We start from the raw sequence: 17,005 nt of genomic DNA on the forward strand, positions 1-17,005 counted from the left end.
TGTTTTGTGATTTCCAAGAGTAAAGACACTTTTTGAAAATAGAACGACAAGTCAGAAGATAATCACTGTTTTTAATTAAGAAAATTGTTCTTTATCATTTGAGGAAATTTTATCTCATTCACATCTTCCCACCTGATTATGAGTAAGTCACTCTTTTCTTGTCTTGTGTTCTAAAATCTCCTGTTGGCTATTATCACAGAAATTTGCTTATTATATGTAATAGCTACAGCTCACTCATTTGAAGCAGGCATGAAAAATAGATAAGAAGCGCTTTTATAATTTCCTCCCCTCTGGATAACATTAGTTCCGAGATGGGGAGGAGAGATAATGAAGTTAATTAGCACGATTTTCGAAGATTAATTGTTCTGCGTGATGGGATATTGCTGCTAATGCGTCGTGATTGGAGTAATCGTCTTGGACGATTTGTGCGCGTTGTTTAAACAAGTTTGTACGTAGCATATTTTCCACTGTTTGCTTAAGCTGAGATTCAGTAGGTTGTGCTGTATCCAGATTAATACCGCATCCAGCCCATACGACGCGAAACGCTGTTTCCTGCTTACCTTCTCCTGTATCGGCAATGAGCACTGGTGTACCGTGGTTGAGGGCGTAATTAATGGTTCCGTAACCCCCGTTGGATATTAGCAATGAAGCTTTTGGCAGCCAGTGCTCAAATGAGATAAATTCTTCGATACATGCGTTGTCAGGTATGTTCTCTGGCTGTATTTCTACTGAACTACCACCGGTGGTTGCTAATACACGTACAGGTAATGCAGCCAGTGCACGCAATGTGGGGAAAATTAACTGGTTTAGATCGGTATTAGACATAGTACCTTGAGTGACTATAACCAATGGGCGTGGATCACCTTCTTCCCATAATTGAGGTGATTCTGTTATCGGAGCAGGGTTGGGAAGGGGGCCAATAAAATGGACTGTATCAGGCAATTCTTCTCGTGGGTACTCAAATGCCAGGGTTGAAAGTTGCAAAAAGCGGTCAGAACCCAAAATGACTTCATCGTTGAAAAATCTGGTTAACGTAGCGCATCCTGACTGAGCTAACGCATCATTAAAGCTATCCTGTACTTCGGTTATTAGTTGTCGGGTTTCCTCATCTACGAGTTGTTCATGTGTCAATTCTGATGGTAATAGTGCGGGTGGGATACGTGGCCCCCAGAAAATTGAATCTTTCGAAGAGTAAGCCAGAGGCGTTATGCCAATTATGATCACGGGAAGGCGATGAGCTTTTTCTTTTTGCAGTAGTGGCAATATGCCATAAAAGCAATTCTCGGCTATCAGTAATTCTGCTTGCTGTTCATGGATGATTTGTTGTAGTTGGCGGTCGAGGAAGGGGATTGGAGTACAGAAGAAATCTTTAAACGCTAGCGCCATTTGCAGATTTCCCGGAGGAAGATGCGCTCGGTCAGGAAAACGTTGTTTTAAGTGGCGGTAATCAAAGTCTATCTGCTCATCAAAAGGGATAAATTGTGCATTTAAAGCCTCTACTTGTTGGCGAAACAACGCGCCAGTGAAGACAGTTACCTGATGTCCTTGTGCTATCAGTGATTGAGTTACCTTTAACATCGGATAGACATGCCCTGGTGTTGCAACTGCAGCAATGACAATTCGTGCCATAATTTGCTCCTTTGTACTGTTTTGATTTAATTACGCTAGTTAGCTCCTGACTCAGGGGTGATTATTTTATGACTACTATTATAAAATAATTACAGAAATAATAATTAATTATTACAATAATAACTTTGATTTATTTTTTATGATGTAATGAAATATGCCGATTTCCTCTCCCTGTCGGTCTGTGTTAGCACCAAAACGGAGAGGAAAGAAGAAGGTATTTGGGTTTAGTTAATGTGGTTTTGTTCGAGAATTAATTGTTCTACGTGACGGGATATTGCCGCTAATGCATCGTGTTTTGCGTAATCTTTTTGGACAATTTGCGCACGTTGTTTAAACAAGTCTGTACTCAGCATATTTTCCACTGTTTGCTTTAGTTGAGATTCAGTGGGATGTGCTGTATCCAGATTAGTACCGCATCCAGCCCATACAACACGAAACGCTGCTTCCTGCTTGCCTTCTCCTGCATCGGCAATAAGTAATGGTGTTCCGTGGCTGAGAGCATAATTGATGGTTCCGTAGCCCCCGTTGGATATCAGCAATGAAGCTTTCGGCAGCCAGTGCTCAAATGAAATAAATTCTTCGACGCGCACGTTTTCAGGTAGATCTTTACTCAGTGTTTCTACCGATCTGCCACCGGTGGTTGCCAATATACGTACCGATAATGTAGTCAGTGCACGCAATGTGGGGAGAATCAACTGATTTAAATCGGTATTGGAAATAGTACCTTGAGTAACTATAACTAATGGACGTGGATCATCTTCTTCCCATAATTGAGGTGAGGTTGTTGTCGGTGCAGGATTGGGGAGGGGGCCAATAAAATGGACCGTATCAGGCAATCCTTCTCGTGGGTATTCAAATGCCAGAGTTGAGAGTTGCAAAAAGCGATCAGCACCAAAGATGACTTCATCGTTAAAAAGTCTGGTTAATGCAGAGCCTCCTGACTGGACTAATGAATTATTGAAACTATCCTGCACTTCGGCTATGAGTTGTTGGTTGGCTTTATCGACGAGCTGTTCATGTGTCAATTCTGGTGGTAATACCGCAGGTGGGATACGTGGCCCCCAGAAAATTGAATCTTTCGAAGAGTAAGCCAGAGGTGTTATGCCAATGACTATCACTGGAAGACGATGGGTTTTTTCTTCTTGCAGCAGGGGTAATATGCCATAAAAGCAGTTCTCGGCTATAAGTAGATCTGCTTGTTGTTCATGGATAATTTGCCGTAATTGGCGGTCAAGAACTGGGATTGGGGTGGAGAAGAAATTCTTGAATGCTAGTGCCATTTGTACATTTCCCGGAGGAAGTTGAGCACGGTCGGGAAAATGCTGTTCTAAATGGCGGTAGTCAAAATCTACCTGTTGATCAAAAGGGACAAATTGTGCGCTTAAAGCTTCTACCTGTTGGCGAAATAATGCACCGGTAAACACGGTTACCTGATGTCCTTGTGCTATTAGTGATTGAGCGATCTTTAACATTGGATAGACATGTCCAGGGGTTGCGAGCGCTGCAATGATGATACGTGCCATGACTTTACTCCTTTGGTGTTTTGTCTGAGTGACTTAAGCTCCTGATTAGAGTGTAATCATTTTATGACAGTAGTTATAAATTCATTATGGTAATAATTAATTCAGTATTGCAATAATCATTATGCTCGATTTTTTCAGAGAATTGTGCAATGACAAATAGTTTAAGGCATGTAGTTCAGTCATGTTTTGTCGAGTCAGCCCGCGTGCCAATTTACGGCACTGCGGTTTGATTTGAATTTAAGATCTATTCTGCGCTATTACTTTTAAGAATAAGATTATTCTTTGGAATACAACAACAGGCCAGAATATGGCCATTATTTTTAATTGCCGTGGCTTTTAAAGGAAAAACATCCCCTTTAATTAAAGAAATTTTACAGCATCCACATAGGCCCGCCCGACATGAATAGGGGACTCTTATTCCTTGTTGTTCCAGTTGCTCTAAAATAATTTGTTGATTATTACCTGTGAAAGTTTGCCCATTATATTCGATAATGACAGATTGCTCATTTGTTTTTGGTGCAGTAATATCTTCAGCTTTTTCACCACTGCCATATTTACAAGGATCTTTCTTAGCTAATATAATGATATTATCCCCGATTCGAATAATACCACTTGAACGAGCAATTAAATTCTGACCAAAATCGACATCACCATTCTCTGCTGTACGGAATGATTGCAATGTCGCTAATGGCTCTCCATTTGGATTTTTAATGCCTTTATCAATGCTGACGGTGGTCAGAATACAGCGGCTGCATGGTTTAGGTAAATCAAAAATAACCTCGCCAATCTGAATTGATTGCCAACTGTCTTCTGCAAATGCTTCTGCACCGGTAATAACAATATTTGGACGAAATTGCTCTAATTTAATACTGGCCGGGCAACGTTGTTGTAATAAACGAAATGAGGCTTCATTAATCAGTAAAAATGGATAACCATCCGCAAATGATAATGGAATTTCGGGGTGTTTTTTTACTCTGCGGGTTAATTCATGGCTTAACCAGCGTAATTGCACCGGAATGCCAAAGAAACGACTTAGCCATTGGTTAACGGTTTCTGGTGCAATGAGAGCCGTAAAATGGTTGCCCCATACTTCCGTAGGTTGTTGTTCAGGTAGGAAATCGCTGTAAAGTACGGTGGCATTTTCTCCGTTGGGCGCACGTAGATAAATACCGTTATTTAACATAGCCGGAGTAAATAACAACATCTGAGGATATTTACGGGCGGTAATAAAAGTCCCGTCTGTCATGGTGATCATAAAATTGCGATCAAATATAAGGCCGCTTTCACTGACTAAGGCATGGGAGAGTTGCAAGCCACGCATAGATTTCACTGGGTGGGTATACAGGCGAGACAGAGTGATCATCCATTAATCTCCACAAAATATTTTTCTGACATGAGCAACTTTATGACATGTCACTCGGATTGGCTATAATGCGTAACAATTTTCTTTTTGGTGATATGTCATATGAACTCTCTGTTTGCCAGCACGGCGCGTGGATTAGAAGAATTGTTGAAGAACGAACTGGAAATGCTGGGTGCGCAATCATGCAAAATTGTGCAAGGCGGAGTTCATTTTCAAGGTGATGGCAAAGTGATGTATAAAAGTCTGATGTGGAGCAGGCTGGCATCACGTATTTTGCTACCGCTAAACGAATTTAATGTTTATAGCGATTTAGATCTCTATCTTGGAGTTCAGTCTATTGATTGGAGCCAGATTTTTTCTGTAGACAGTACTTTCTCTGTGCATTTCAGTGGCACAAATGAAGAAATACGTAACACGCAATATGGTGCGCTAAAAGTTAAAGATGCCATTGTCGATAGTTTTACTCGTAAGTTGGATCAACGCCCCAATGTGGCAAAGCAACAGCCGGATGTTCGCATTAATGTTTTTTTGAATAAAGAGAAAGCCAGTGTTGCATTGGATTTGAGTGGTGATGGTTTGCATATCCGAGGTTATCGCGATCTTGCTGGTCAAGCCCCACTGAAAGAAAATCTGGCTGCTGCGATTATTCTACGTTCAGGCTGGCAGATTGGTACTCCGATGGTCGATCCTATGTGTGGTTCCGGCACATTATTGATTGAAGCTGCAATGATGGCGGCTGATCGTGCTCCTGGGCTTCATCGTAACCACTGGGGCTTTATTGCTTGGTTGCAACATGATGAAGAAATTTGGCGTGAGGTGACCACAGAAGCGCAGATCCGCTTTTGTAAAGGTCTTCAGGAGACAGCTTCCCGTTTTGTTGGTTCTGATATTGATCGCAGAGTGCTGGATATGGCTCGGTCAAATGCTCGTAGAGCCGGGGTTGCGCAGTTGATAACTTTCCAGCAAGGTGATGCCAGTCGTCTGGAAAATCCGTTACCAGAAGGCCCTGCTGGAACAGTATTAAGTAATCCACCTTATGGTGAGCGTTTGGAAAGTGAGCCGGCATTGATTGCACTACACAGTTTGTTTGGGCGGATAATGAAAAGCCGTTTCCCTAGCTGGCGTCTGTCTCTATTTAGTGCGTCACCTGAATTGTTGAGCTGCTTGCAATTACGGGCTGAACGTGAGTTTAAAGCTAAAAATGGTCCATTGGATTGCGTACAGAAAAATTATCAGTTGTCAGATAAACCGCATTCATCAGAGGTGAATGTGGCGGAAGATTATGCCAATCGTCTGCGCAAAAATGAAAAGAAATTAACTCACTGGGCAAAACAGCAAGGGATTAATTGTTATCGTCTGTATGATGCTGATTTGCCAGAATACAATGTGGCTGTTGACCGTTATGCGGATAAAGTAGTGATTCAGGAATATGCTCCGCCAAAAAGTGTTGATGCTAATAAAGCGCGTCAGCGTTTATTTGATGTTATCAGTGCAACGATGCAAATTCTTGGACTTTCATCAAATCAATTAGTACTTAAAACTCGTCAGCGTCAGAAAGGCAAAAGCCAGTATGAAAGAATGGCAGAAAAACAGGAATTCTTTCTGGTAAATGAGTATGACGCAAAATTCTGGGTCAATTTAACTGACTATTTGGACACTGGCTTGTTCCTTGATCATCGTATTGCCCGAAAAATGCTAGGTGAAATGAGTGAAGGAAAAGATTTTCTGAATCTGTTTGCCTATACCGGAGCAGCGACGGTACATGCTGGATTAGGAGGCGCACGTTCAACAACGACGGTTGATATGTCTCGCACTTATCTTGAATGGGCTGAACGGAACTTACAGGCTAATGAATTAACCGGGCGTCAGCATCGGTTGATTCAGGCAGATTGTCTCACTTGGTTGGCACGGGCCAATGAACAGTTTGATTTGATTTTTATTGATCCGCCGACTTTTTCCAATTCTAAACGGATGGAAGATACATTTGATGTACAACGCGACCATATCATGTTGATGAGACAGCTTAAGCGCTTGTTGCGTCGTGGAGGAACGCTGATGTTCTCTAATAATAAACGTGGTTTTAAAATGGATTTTGCTGAGCTGGAAAAAGCAGGCTTGGTGGCAGAAGAAATCACCAGTAAAACCCAGTCGCAGGATTTTGCCCGCAATCGTCAGATTCACAACTGCTGGCTATTACGTCATGCTGGTGAGGAAAAATAATTACTATGTCATTGATAAATTTATCTGGTGCGTGGTTGTCGTTCAGTGATGCACCATTACTTGATAATGCAGAATTGCATATAGAAGAAAATGAAAGGGTTTGTCTGGTTGGCCGTAACGGTGCTGGAAAATCTACTTTGTTACGGGTATTAGCAAAAGAGCAGCCGTTGGATGATGGTCAGGTTATTTACGAACAGGATCTGGTTGTCGCCCGCTTACAGCAGGATCCCCCCCGTAATATAGAAGGGACGGTTTTTGATTTTGTTGCCGAAGGCGTTCAGGAGCAGGCCGAATATATTAAATCTTTTCATCTGGTTTCCCGCTTGGTGGAGCAGGATCCAAATGAGAAAAACCTTAACCGCCTGGCAGAATTGCAGGAGGTGCTGGATATTCGTGGGTTATGGTCACTGGATAGCCGCATTAATGACGTATTGAAACAGCTCTCTTTACCTGCGGAAGCGAAGCTCTCTTCTCTTTCAGGTGGTTGGTTGCGTAAGGCAGCATTGGGAAGGGCGTTGGTTAGTTTGCCAAAAGTCTTGCTTCTTGATGAACCAACTAACCACTTGGATATTGATACGATTGAATGGCTAGAGAATTTCCTAAAAGATTTTCAGGGTAGTCTTGTTTTCATTTCTCATGACCGTTCATTTATTCGCAATATGGCAACCCGTATCGTCGATTTGGATCGGGGTAAGTTAGTATCGTGGCCGGGTAATTACGATAAGTTTCTTGAAGGCAAAGAAGACGCGTTGCGTGTGGAAGAGATGCAAAATGCTGAGTTTGATCGTAAGTTGGTTCAGGAAGAAGTGTGGATACGTCAGGGGATTAAAGCGCGTCGTACTCGTAATGAAGGGCGTGTCAGGGCATTGAAGGCATTACGTATTGAGCGTTCACAACGCCGTGAAGTAATGGGAACCGCTAAAATACAGATGGGAGAAGCGAGTCGTTCCGGCAAAATTGTCTTTGAACTGGAAAATGTTAATTATCAAATTGGTGAAAGGAAACTGGTCAATAATTTCAGTGTGCAAATTCAGCGTGGGGATAAGATTGCACTGGTAGGACCAAATGGTTGTGGCAAAACAACTTTACTGAAACTGATGTTAGGTGAGCTGCAATCTGATAGTGGCCGTGTTCATTGTGGTACTAAACTAGAAATTGCTTATTTTGATCAGCATCGGATAGCACTTGATCCGGAAAGAACCGTAATGGATAACCTAGCTGAAGGTAAACAGGAAGTGATGGTGAATGGTCGTCCTCGTCATGTTCTGGGTTATTTGCAGGATTTTCTGTTTCATCCCAAACGGGCAATGACACCGGTTAAAGCGCTTTCTGGTGGTGAAAGGAACCGATTGTTACTAGCGCGTCTATTCCTGAAACCCAGTAATTTGTTGGTACTTGATGAGCCAACCAACGATCTGGATGTGGAAACATTAGAGTTGCTGGAGGAGCTGGTAGACAATTATACAGGTACTGTATTGCTGGTGAGTCATGATCGTCAATTTGTTGATAACTCCGTGACAGAATGTTGGATTTTTGAAGGTAATGGTGCGATCAATAATTATGTTGGTGGTTATTACGATGCTCAGCAACAGCGCGAACAGGTTGTATCGTTGCGCCAGCAAAATAAGAAAAAACTTCAAACGGAAGTTAAAGTAGAAAAGATTAAGGAACCGCCAAAAAATTCTCGTAACAAAATGAGTTACCATTTATTACGAGAGTTAGAGCAATTACCATCATTGTTGGAGAAACTGGAAGAAGAGCTTGATCAGTTACAATCTCAAGTGAGTGATCCTGACTTTTTTAATCAGCCTCATGTAATAACCCAAAAAATATTGACTGAACTGTCTCAAAAAGAGCAAGCATTAGACGCGGCTTTTGATCGCTGGCAGGAATTGGAAACATTGAAAACAGTTAATAGTTAACATAATTAGCAGAATCATACTGCGAATTCTTCTGAGTATGATTCTGTGGATATTCCCGATTTCCTTAACAGGGAGAAAGATCTTGTGTTCCGGTAACCATCATCATGAAATGGTATTGTGCCCTCAATGTGATTTGCTGGTGACATTGCCAGAATGGGTTCAGGGAACGAAGGCAGTTTGTCCTCGTTGTAAGACGACATTAGTCACATGGTGGAAAGAACCTAAACATCAGCCAACAGGTTATGCAGTCAGTGCATTATTTATGCTGTTAATGGCTTGCCTGTTTCCGTTTGTCAGCATGAGTGTGGCGGGAATTGGCAGTGAAATTACCTTATTTCAAATCCCTCAGGTGATGTTTAATGAAAATTACGTCAGTGTGGGAACATTCTTTTTGCTCTGTGTTCAACTGGTGCCTACGTTTTGTATGGTAGCGGTTATTCTCTTGTGCCAGGGTGTTGTTACTTCTCAGAAGATAAGAGTCTGGTTGGCCAGGGTTTTATTCCAGATGAAAAGTTGGTGTATGGTTGAAATCTTTCTGGCAGGGGTGTTAGTCAGCTTCGTTAAGTTAATGGCTTATGGTGATATTGGGTTAGGTTTAAGTTTTTTGCCATATTGTCTGTTCTGTCTTCTCCAGGTGAGAGCATTTCAATGTCTGGATCGCCACTGGTTATGGAATCAGATAACCCTCGTACCTAGGGTGAATATACCGTTACAGGCAGGAAGATCGGGGTTAGTGCAGGGTGTTCGATTATGCCAGTGTTGTACGGCTATTTTACCGGCAGACCAATTGGTATGTACACGTTGTTATACTCGTGGGCATGCCCGTCGTCGCAACAGTCTACAATGGACAATGGCACTGATAGTGACAGCTTTAATGCTGTATATTCCTGCTAATATTATGCCAATGATGGTGACAGAATCGTTAGGTAATCGGAGTGACTCCACTATTATGGCTGGAGTGATATTACTATGGAGTGTAGGTTCGTACCCGGTCGCTTTAGTCATTTTTATTGCTAGTATTATGGTGCCATCCTTGAAAATGCTGGCAATTAGCTGGTTGTGTTGGGATGCCAAAGGTCACGGTAAACGGGATTCCGCCCGAATGCATTTTATTTATGAAGTTGTCGAATTTGTTGGCCGTTGGTCAATGATTGATGTATTTGTTATCGCAATATTGTCATCACTGGTACGTATGGGGAAATTGATGAGTGTCTACCCTGCTATGGGGGCAGTTATTTTTACTTTAGTTGTGATCCTGACTATGTTTGCGGCAATGACATTTGATCCGCGTTTAATTTGGGATAGGGCCAACGTTAAACATTCGTTATAAGGCAATGAAGGGGTGTCAAGGTGACGGATAAAGTTGAAGACCAGAGTCAGGCTAAAATCGATAAAATTAAAAGTTGGTCGCCAGTCTGGATTGTACCGATTGTGACAGTGCTTATAGGTGCTTGGATATTGTTTTACCATTTCAACCACCAAGGGCCGGAAGTGACGTTGATTACCTTCAACGCGGAGGGCATTGAAGCCGGAAAAACTAAAATTAAAAGCCGTAGTGTGGATGTCGGCGTGGTTGAGAGGGTCATGCTGAGTGATGATCTTAGTCAAGTTATTATTAAGGCTCGGCTGAATGATGGCATGGAAAATCTATTGTGTAGTGACAGCGCTTTCTGGGTAGTGAAACCGCAGATTGGCCGTGATGGAATATCTGGTCTTGGTACTCTTCTGTCCGGGGCTTTTATTGAGCTTCAACCGGGAACGAATGGTGATGAAGAAGATGAATTTAATTTGTTGGATTCACCACCATTGGCTTCACCTGATGCAAAAGGTATTCGTGTCATCTTGGTCAGTGATAAAGCGGGTCAGCTCAATCCGGGTGATCCGGTGTTGTTTCGTGGTTATCGGGTTGGTTCTGTTGAAACCAGCGAGTTTGAACCGAAATCTCATCTGATGAGATATCAGCTATTTATTAATGCACCTTATGATGGTTTGTTGACAACCAATGTCCGCTTTTGGAAAGAGAGTGGTATTACCTTTGATATGTCTTCTCAGGGGGTACGTGTTGAAATGGCTTCGTTATCAACGTTGTTTGGTGGTGGTGTCAGTTTTGATGTGCCTAAGGGTTGGGAATTGGGTGAGCCAATTAAAGAAAAAGCCACTTACAAACTTTTTGACAACCAAAGAAGCATTCAGGACTCTTTATATACTGAACATAAAGATTATCTGTTGCTCTTCTCTGATTCTGTTCGAGGGCTACAGCCGGGTGCGCCAGTAGAGTTCCGTGGTATCCGTATGGGGACTGTGGCAAAAGTACCATTCTATTCAGAGGGAATGAGACAGCGGTTAGATAACGATTTTCGTATCCCAGTACTTATCTCCATTGAACCGGAGCGCTTTCAGAAGGAGCTGGGAGAAGGGTTTGATGTTGAGAAAGAGTTGAATAGCATAACTAAACGTGGTCTGCGGGCGTCCCTCAAGTCAGGTAACTTGCTGACAGGGGCACTGTTTATTGATTTGGATTTCTATCCAAATGAAAAAGGGTGGTCCGGTCCGTATGAAATTGCAGGTTATCCGCTATTGCCGACAATCAGTGGTGGCCTTGCTCAAATTCAACATAAGGTTATTGCAGCGTTAGACAAAATTAATAATATGCCGGTTGAGCCAATGTTTAATCAGGCTATCCGCACTTTGGAAGAGAGTCAGAAAGCGATCAGAAAAGCACAACAGACCCTTGATGAATTGAATAAGGTGCTGGCGAATCCTGAAACCAAAGATCTGCCAAAAGATATACAGAAAACATTGCAGGAGTTTAGCCGCAGTATGCAAGGTTTTCAGCCTGGTTCACCGGCTTATAACAAGATGTTGGATAATATGCAGCGATTAGATCAAGTGTTGAGTGAACTGCGACCTGTTCTGAGGACGTTGAATAATAAGAGCAATGCGTTAGTTTTTGAGTCTAAGCCAATTAAAGATCCAGAACCGAAAAAGGCTAAAAAATGATGAGAAGATTGGCATTAATTTTAGTGATTTTTATTTCTGCTTGTAGCCGTCAGCCAGAAAAAACTTACTATCAATTGCCGGTAGTAGCAATAGCATCACAAAAGAGTGCTATTGTGCAGCATGATCGCCAATTATGGGTACAACGGGTTATGTTGTCCGATTATCTGTCCTCCTCCGGTGTGGTGTATCAAAGTAGTGATGTTAGTTATGTCAGTGCGGCGAATCACTTGTGGGCAAGTCCACTTGAACAACAGTTACAGCAAGTGCTGGTAGCTGAGTTAACTATGGCATTGCCTCAGCGTTTAGTTTCTGCTCAACCATTGGTTAATAAGCCAGATACACTAGACGTGACAGTTACCAGTTTTCATGGTCGTTATGATGGTAAGGTGATTTTGCAAGGTTACTGTACATTAACGCATCAGGAGAATGTCGTTAAACAGTCCTTTAATCTGGCGCTAAAACAGCAAGAAGATGGTTACGATGATTTAGTCCGCACATTGGCAAAAGGATGGAGTCAGTTGGCGCAAGCTATTGCCAGTCAATTAATTTCCCAATCGTAACCCTCTGTCATTCTCCGAGTGTAAAACTTTTGCACTCGGAGAAAATTGGTATTATCAGTAGGATAAAAATTTCTCTTTATTATTAATACGTTATTGTTTTTTTTGTACTGATATAACAAATATTACATTAATATGAATTTCTTGACTTGATTTTCAAAATTTATAGGGGTATTTCTAAATTGTGGTTGGATGAATGATGACCACTGTTTTCTTTCTACTGATCTAGCTTATGAGGTAAATAAAAGCATGAAGAGACAGAAACGAGATCGTTTAGCACGAGCATTGTCGAGAGGGTACCATGCAGGTATTTTGGGGCGTCCAAGGGAGCATTGTCCCTATTATTCATTAGATGCCCGTTCTCATTGGTTAGGTGGATGGCGTCAGGCGATGGAAGACAGGTCGATGATGGCTTAGTCTGCCAAACTGATGGTATAGGTTAGGTGAGAAAAAACCTCCATTTCTTATCAGTGATATATATCCCAAATTTAATCTGACAGTGACTGATTGTTTATACAGATATCTGTCAGATTGAATCCTGTAAGTTTTCTCTGTCCAAATTTTCCTTTGACTGTGACTACCTTTGGTTGTGACGAAAGTAAAAATGCCCATACCATATAAAATAAGTTTTTTCCGGTGTTAATGGTTTATCAACTATTTAGTTATTTAGTGACTTATTCCCTCAGCTAAATCACCAGTGATATGTGAATGAATGGCCGCTAGGTAACATATCCTATTTAACCTATTCAATATGACGACTAATATTGCGGCCATTAAGTAATCTACTTGCTAATGCGAAGGATGATGGTAATTCAATAATTGCAGTGAGATGAGTCTGATAAACATTTATGATGTAATTCAACCCAAAAGAGACGGCTATATTCTTCAATCCCATCGACTGATATGGTTATAGTTTCATGACTTGTATAGGCTGTTTGAAGCAATGATAATAGCGTCGATCCGCCATTAATAGTACATACCCACCTAAATCCTTGGATACGGGTAGGCGTCGCTATTTTTCCATAGCAATCTCCATTTGTGTTAGGCGCTTTTAGCATTTCGACGGTACCGTCAATTCTATCGAGTTTTGCAATGGCAGTTGGTGTAAGAGTTAATGCTATGATTATGAGCAGTATTTTTCTGATGTTCATATAATATTACCTCGGTGTGTTTGTTAATATTAATCATCAATCTTAATCATTATTAATGTTTTCACCTGTTATCAGTATGCTCTGGTGAGCTTGTTTGATATATCAGGTCAATTTGATCATAGCACAATTTGCCAATTGTATACGGATTGGTCAGCGACAATTGGATGTTTATAATGCAGGTATCCAGGTGTGGATTTGTGTTATTTCTAGTCGAGGTAGGTCAAAGTTAGAACTTGATTTGATTTTTTTCTGTATGGATATTGAACCTCATACTCTGAGATATAACCGGAATTGCCTTGGAGGGAACAAAAATAGCACCAGGTGTTTTTTTAATTGGTGGTGTGCTTTTAGTGAAAAAGGTGAAAAGCAATTAGCCAGCCAGTCACCTTCCTTTTCGATATGTTACTGATTATTTATTAGAAAGAGCTGGTATCTTTAAACAAGCCTACTTTCAAATCTGTTGCCGTATAGATGATTTTACCATCTACTAACACTTCACCATCAGCCAGTCCCATAATCAATTTACGGTTAATGACGCGTTTAAAGTTGATACGGTAAGTGACTTTTTTAGCCGTTGGTAATACCTGGCCGGTGAACTTAACTTCACCAACGCCAAGGGCACGGCCTTTGCCTTCACCACCTAGCCAGCCAAGGAAGAATCCAACCAATTGCCACATGGCATCAAGGCCAAGGCAGCCGGGCATTACTGGGTCATTAATAAAATGACAGTCGAAAAACCATAAATCAGGGGTAATGTCCAGCTCTGCTTCTATATAGCCTTTATCGTAGGTACCGCCGTTTTCTGTCATTTCAATGATGCGATCCATCATTAGCATGTTACCAGATGGTAATGGCGGCCCATTTTCTCCGAACAGCTCACTGCGTCCAGATGCGATAAGATCTTCTTTTGTGTAGGATTTACGTTTATCAACCATATTATCAGATAGCCTTATATTTAGTGTAGGGTAAATAATAGAGTACACTTGTACGCTGAACAACTCCGATCAGACATTCTGAATTAACCCAACCAGCGAAGAAACCACGGGAATTTAGGTCGTTCCTGATTATTCGCCTGTGTTATACGTTCTTGTATCATAGCTAACAAGTGTGTTTCTTGTTGATCATAATAAGGGATACCTGTCAATAAAGGCAGCGCTTCAGAAACATGTTTTACTGACCATAAATGAAATTTCTGCGCTTTTACTGCATCTACAACGGCTTGATTAAGACATAAATGATGGACGTTCGCCGCTGGTAGAATAACCCCCTGTTGACCAGTTAGTCCTCTGCGATAGCATATTTCAAAGAAACCTTCGATTTTTTCGTTAATACCACCGATTGGTTGAACATAACCAAATTGATCTACTGCACCTGTGACGGCCAGTTGTTGATCAATGGGTTGCAGGGAAAGAGCGCTTATCAGTGCGCATAATTCGGCAAGAGAGGCGCTGTCGCCGTCAACTTCACTATAGGACTGTTCAAATACAATAGATGCAGAGAAAGGTTGTGGCTGATCTAATTTTAGCTCGGAAATTAAAAATGCTTGCATAATCATCATGCCTTTCGCATGGATATTGCCGCCTAACTCAACTTTGCGTTCAACATCAACAAATTCCCCATCTCCCATATGGGCCACGCAAGTGATACGGGATGGTTCTCCTACTGGATCAGGATGGCCGGGATACTCTAGCACAGATAATCCATTAATTTGACCAATGACCATGCTTTGGGTACGGATAAGAATCTGGCCTGTGTGAATTTCCTCTAAACCACGTTCAGGCAGATAATTGTGACGCCAGCGGCGATTTTCCTCTGCTTGTTTAATTGATTGAGCTGTAATCTGATTTTCTTGCTGATAGAGTGACGCAGTAGTCAGTTGCCGTTGTAGCCAGAGAATATCTAAAGGCAGGTGGTGTTGATCTTCTACATGGCGGATTGCTTGTTGGACAAGCTCAGGCCAAGCATTATGACTCAATGGAGGTAATTGCCATTGTTGAATGAGCCCATTGATATAATTGCACCACAGGCTTAAATCCTGCTCATTATGAAATGGCATATCCAGCTCAAATTCGCCATATAGAGCGCTTTCTGCTAATTCAGGTTCTGTAGCCTGAAACTCTTCAAGGCTTAGACGATCTCCAACCAGGATCAGACGTAGCTTTAATGGCATAGAAGGGATAGGTAATGGTAACGGTTTGCTGCCATCCAGAGACAACCATTCAAAGCGTTGCTGAATAATCATCTGCTTCAGGCGAACCCACATTAAGGGCTGAGACAGTAGGGTACGTAGCGGTAGAATAAGTACACCGCCATTTACCTGATGAATCAGACCGGGTTGTAAGTGAATTTCTCCGTTGTGAGAATGGAAGCAGCCAAATAGTTGCTCTGCTTCTATCCATTCACGATAGGCGACGCGTAACTCAGGTGTGAAATAGCCTGCTGTTGATGGTTGCCAGCTAATTTTCTGTTGCTGTATGTGATAATTGCCACCAATTTGGGGAGGTTCTTTCGTGAGTAATGGACGGATAGACTCAGCTAACGCTGACAAATAAATATCACATTCTTCGGCTTTCAATAGCATAAAAGGCTGGCGGGAATCCATCCGGCAAAAAAGCTGTAAACCACTATGTAGCCGTGATTGAACGGCTTCCATGCTGGCAGACGCCTGTTGGGAAGCAGAATGAAAAAGTGCATCATAAGGAACGCAATTCGGCAGTAATGCCTGCCAGTCTAGTTTGTTAGTGGTCAAAGTGATCGCTGTATGTTGTAAAGTAGGAAAGCGTCGATTATACAAGATTAAGATATAAACCAACATGCTTGAATGTTTGCTATTGTAGGCACTTCATGTAAAAAATAATTTTTTCAAAAAACAGATATTAATCAATTTGGCTATAAGCAATTTACTAAAATAGTTGTTATGCTTATTTTTAGTTACGCTGTCACTGAGAAAGTAAGATGAAATATCAACAACTGGAAAATTTGGAATGTGGCTGGAAGTGGGCTTATCTGATGAAAAAACATCAAGAAGGCGAGCCAATTACTAAATATATTGAAAACAGCGCAGCTCATGCAGCCGTTGATAAACTCATTGAACTTGAGAGTGAACCGGTAAGGGTACTGAAATGGATTGAACAGCATATGAATCCTGATTTATCCAACCGGATGAAACAAACTATCCGCGCTCGGCGTAAACGGCATTTTAATGCGGAACATCAGCATACTCGCAAGAAATCCATCGACTTAGATTTTCCTGTGTGGCATCGCTTATCTGCACTTTCTCAGCGACGGGGTAATACACTGTCTGAAACTATTATCCAGTTAATTGAAGATGCTGAGCGGAAAGAAAAGTATGCCAATCAGATGTCCAGCTTGAAACACGACTTGGAAGCTATTCTGGGTAAGAAAGAGTAATTTCAGTTGTGATAGGTTGCTATAGGCTGGTATCGCAACCAGCTCCTTAATAAGTTTGATATAAAATTTCACTATCGGTAAAAGAAAACCCCATCTGACAATCTGTCTTTCATACACAAATCCCCTGATAAAAAATCGGGGGATTTTTTTGAATCTTTTTCTATTTTGCTGATCTTAGTAATAACTATTTCATTGAGGTACGGTAAAATGTTCCAAACTCACGCAGAAC

At 41.6% G+C, this 17,005-nt stretch carries 13 protein-coding genes; 7 read left to right on the forward strand and 6 right to left on the reverse strand.

Annotated elements, in window-relative coordinates:
- Positions 1–333: 333 nt before the first annotated feature.
- The 3 genes from AACQ83_RS04775 to AACQ83_RS04785 all read right to left on the reverse strand — a co-directional run bounded on the left by AACQ83_RS04775 (position 334) and on the right by AACQ83_RS04785 (position 4,515).
- Entirely contained in the window at positions 334–1,629 is a 1,296-nt protein-coding gene (locus AACQ83_RS04775) for a glycosyltransferase (RefSeq protein WP_112876530.1), read from the reverse strand.
- A 224-nt stretch (positions 1,630–1,853) separates the two neighbouring features.
- Positions 1,854–3,152 carry a glycosyltransferase gene (locus AACQ83_RS04780; RefSeq protein ID WP_112876529.1) on the reverse strand — a complete coding sequence of 433 codons (1,299 nt, stop codon included), beginning with the start codon at positions 3,150–3,152 and terminating at the stop codon, positions 1,854–1,856.
- 244 nt (positions 3,153–3,396) lie between these two features.
- Positions 3,397–4,515, reverse strand: coding sequence for a YcbX family protein (locus tag AACQ83_RS04785; protein WP_112876528.1), 1,119 nt, complete (start codon positions 4,513–4,515; stop codon positions 3,397–3,399).
- Positions 4,516–4,617: 102 nt separating this feature from the next.
- On the opposite strand from AACQ83_RS04785, the gene rlmKL reads away from it, so the two are divergent.
- The 6 genes from rlmKL (at position 4,618) to rmf (ending at position 12,631) form a co-directional block, all read left to right on the forward strand.
- A complete protein-coding gene (rlmKL, locus tag AACQ83_RS04790; protein ID WP_112876527.1) occupies positions 4,618–6,735 on the forward strand; it encodes a bifunctional 23S rRNA (guanine(2069)-N(7))-methyltransferase RlmK/23S rRNA (guanine(2445)-N(2))-methyltransferase RlmL in 2,118 nt (705 codons plus the stop codon).
- 5 nt (positions 6,736–6,740) lie between these two features.
- A complete protein-coding gene (locus AACQ83_RS04795) occupies positions 6,741–8,657 on the forward strand; it encodes an ABC transporter ATP-binding protein (RefSeq protein WP_112876526.1) in 1,917 nt (638 codons plus the stop codon).
- An 82-nt stretch (positions 8,658–8,739) separates the two neighbouring features.
- Positions 8,740–9,987, forward strand: a complete 1,248-nt coding sequence (gene pqiA, locus AACQ83_RS04800) for a membrane integrity-associated transporter subunit PqiA (RefSeq protein ID WP_112876525.1) — start codon at positions 8,740–8,742, stop codon at positions 9,985–9,987.
- Positions 9,988–10,007: 20 nt separating this feature from the next.
- Positions 10,008–11,657: an intermembrane transport protein PqiB gene (pqiB, locus tag AACQ83_RS04805; RefSeq protein WP_112876524.1), complete on the forward strand. Its 1,650-nt coding sequence runs from the start codon at positions 10,008–10,010 to the stop codon at positions 11,655–11,657.
- A complete protein-coding gene (gene pqiC, locus AACQ83_RS04810) occupies positions 11,654–12,217 on the forward strand; it encodes a membrane integrity-associated transporter subunit PqiC (RefSeq protein WP_192880984.1) in 564 nt (187 codons plus the stop codon). Before pqiB ends, pqiC begins: the two co-directional genes overlap by 4 nt.
- Before the next feature lie 246 nt (positions 12,218–12,463).
- The gene (gene rmf / locus AACQ83_RS04815; RefSeq protein ID WP_112876661.1) at positions 12,464–12,631 is read left to right on the forward strand and encodes a ribosome modulation factor; all 168 of its coding nucleotides are present in this window, start codon (positions 12,464–12,466) and stop codon (positions 12,629–12,631) included.
- Between the two features lie 395 nt (positions 12,632–13,026).
- Here rmf and AACQ83_RS04820 read toward each other — a convergent pair whose 3' ends face one another.
- From AACQ83_RS04820 to AACQ83_RS04830, 3 genes are all read right to left on the reverse strand, one after another.
- Complete coding sequence (locus tag AACQ83_RS04820; RefSeq protein WP_112876523.1) at positions 13,027–13,365, reverse strand: hypothetical protein; 339 nt, start codon at positions 13,363–13,365, stop codon at positions 13,027–13,029.
- A 416-nt stretch (positions 13,366–13,781) separates the two neighbouring features.
- Complete coding sequence (gene fabA, locus AACQ83_RS04825) at positions 13,782–14,300, reverse strand: bifunctional 3-hydroxydecanoyl-ACP dehydratase/trans-2-decenoyl-ACP isomerase (protein WP_036768799.1); 519 nt, start codon at positions 14,298–14,300, stop codon at positions 13,782–13,784.
- Between the two features lie 83 nt (positions 14,301–14,383).
- Complete coding sequence (locus AACQ83_RS04830; protein ID WP_112876660.1) at positions 14,384–16,114, reverse strand: AAA family ATPase; 1,731 nt, start codon at positions 16,112–16,114, stop codon at positions 14,384–14,386.
- A gap of 206 nt (positions 16,115–16,320) precedes the next feature.
- On the opposite strand from AACQ83_RS04830, the gene matP reads away from it, so the two are divergent.
- A complete protein-coding gene (gene matP / locus AACQ83_RS04835; protein WP_112876522.1) occupies positions 16,321–16,776 on the forward strand; it encodes a macrodomain Ter protein MatP in 456 nt (151 codons plus the stop codon).
- Positions 16,777–17,005 lie beyond the last annotated feature (229 nt).

Origin of the sequence: Photorhabdus sp. S10-54 (assembly GCF_963878145.1) — a bacterium.
Taxonomy (GTDB): Bacteria; Pseudomonadota; Gammaproteobacteria; order Enterobacterales; family Enterobacteriaceae; genus Photorhabdus; species Photorhabdus kayaii.

Coding starts and splice junctions, on each gene's coding strand:
- rmf (WP_112876661.1), top strand. CDS start 12,464: ATGAAGAGACAGAAACGAGATCGTTTAGCACGAGCATTGTCGAGAGGG.
- AACQ83_RS04820 (WP_112876523.1), bottom strand. CDS start 13,365: ATGAACATCAGAAAAATACTGCTCATAATCATAGCATTAACTCTTACA.
- AACQ83_RS04785 (WP_112876528.1), bottom strand. CDS start 4,515: ATGATCACTCTGTCTCGCCTGTATACCCACCCAGTGAAATCTATGCGT.
- pqiC (WP_192880984.1), top strand. CDS start 11,654: ATGATGAGAAGATTGGCATTAATTTTAGTGATTTTTATTTCTGCTTGT.
- AACQ83_RS04795 (WP_112876526.1), top strand. CDS start 6,741: ATGTCATTGATAAATTTATCTGGTGCGTGGTTGTCGTTCAGTGATGCA.
- matP (WP_112876522.1), top strand. CDS start 16,321: ATGAAATATCAACAACTGGAAAATTTGGAATGTGGCTGGAAGTGGGCT.
- fabA (WP_036768799.1), bottom strand. CDS start 14,300: ATGGTTGATAAACGTAAATCCTACACAAAAGAAGATCTTATCGCATCT.
- AACQ83_RS04780 (WP_112876529.1), bottom strand. CDS start 3,152: ATGGCACGTATCATCATTGCAGCGCTCGCAACCCCTGGACATGTCTAT.
- rlmKL (WP_112876527.1), top strand. CDS start 4,618: ATGAACTCTCTGTTTGCCAGCACGGCGCGTGGATTAGAAGAATTGTTG.
- AACQ83_RS04775 (WP_112876530.1), bottom strand. CDS start 1,629: ATGGCACGAATTGTCATTGCTGCAGTTGCAACACCAGGGCATGTCTAT.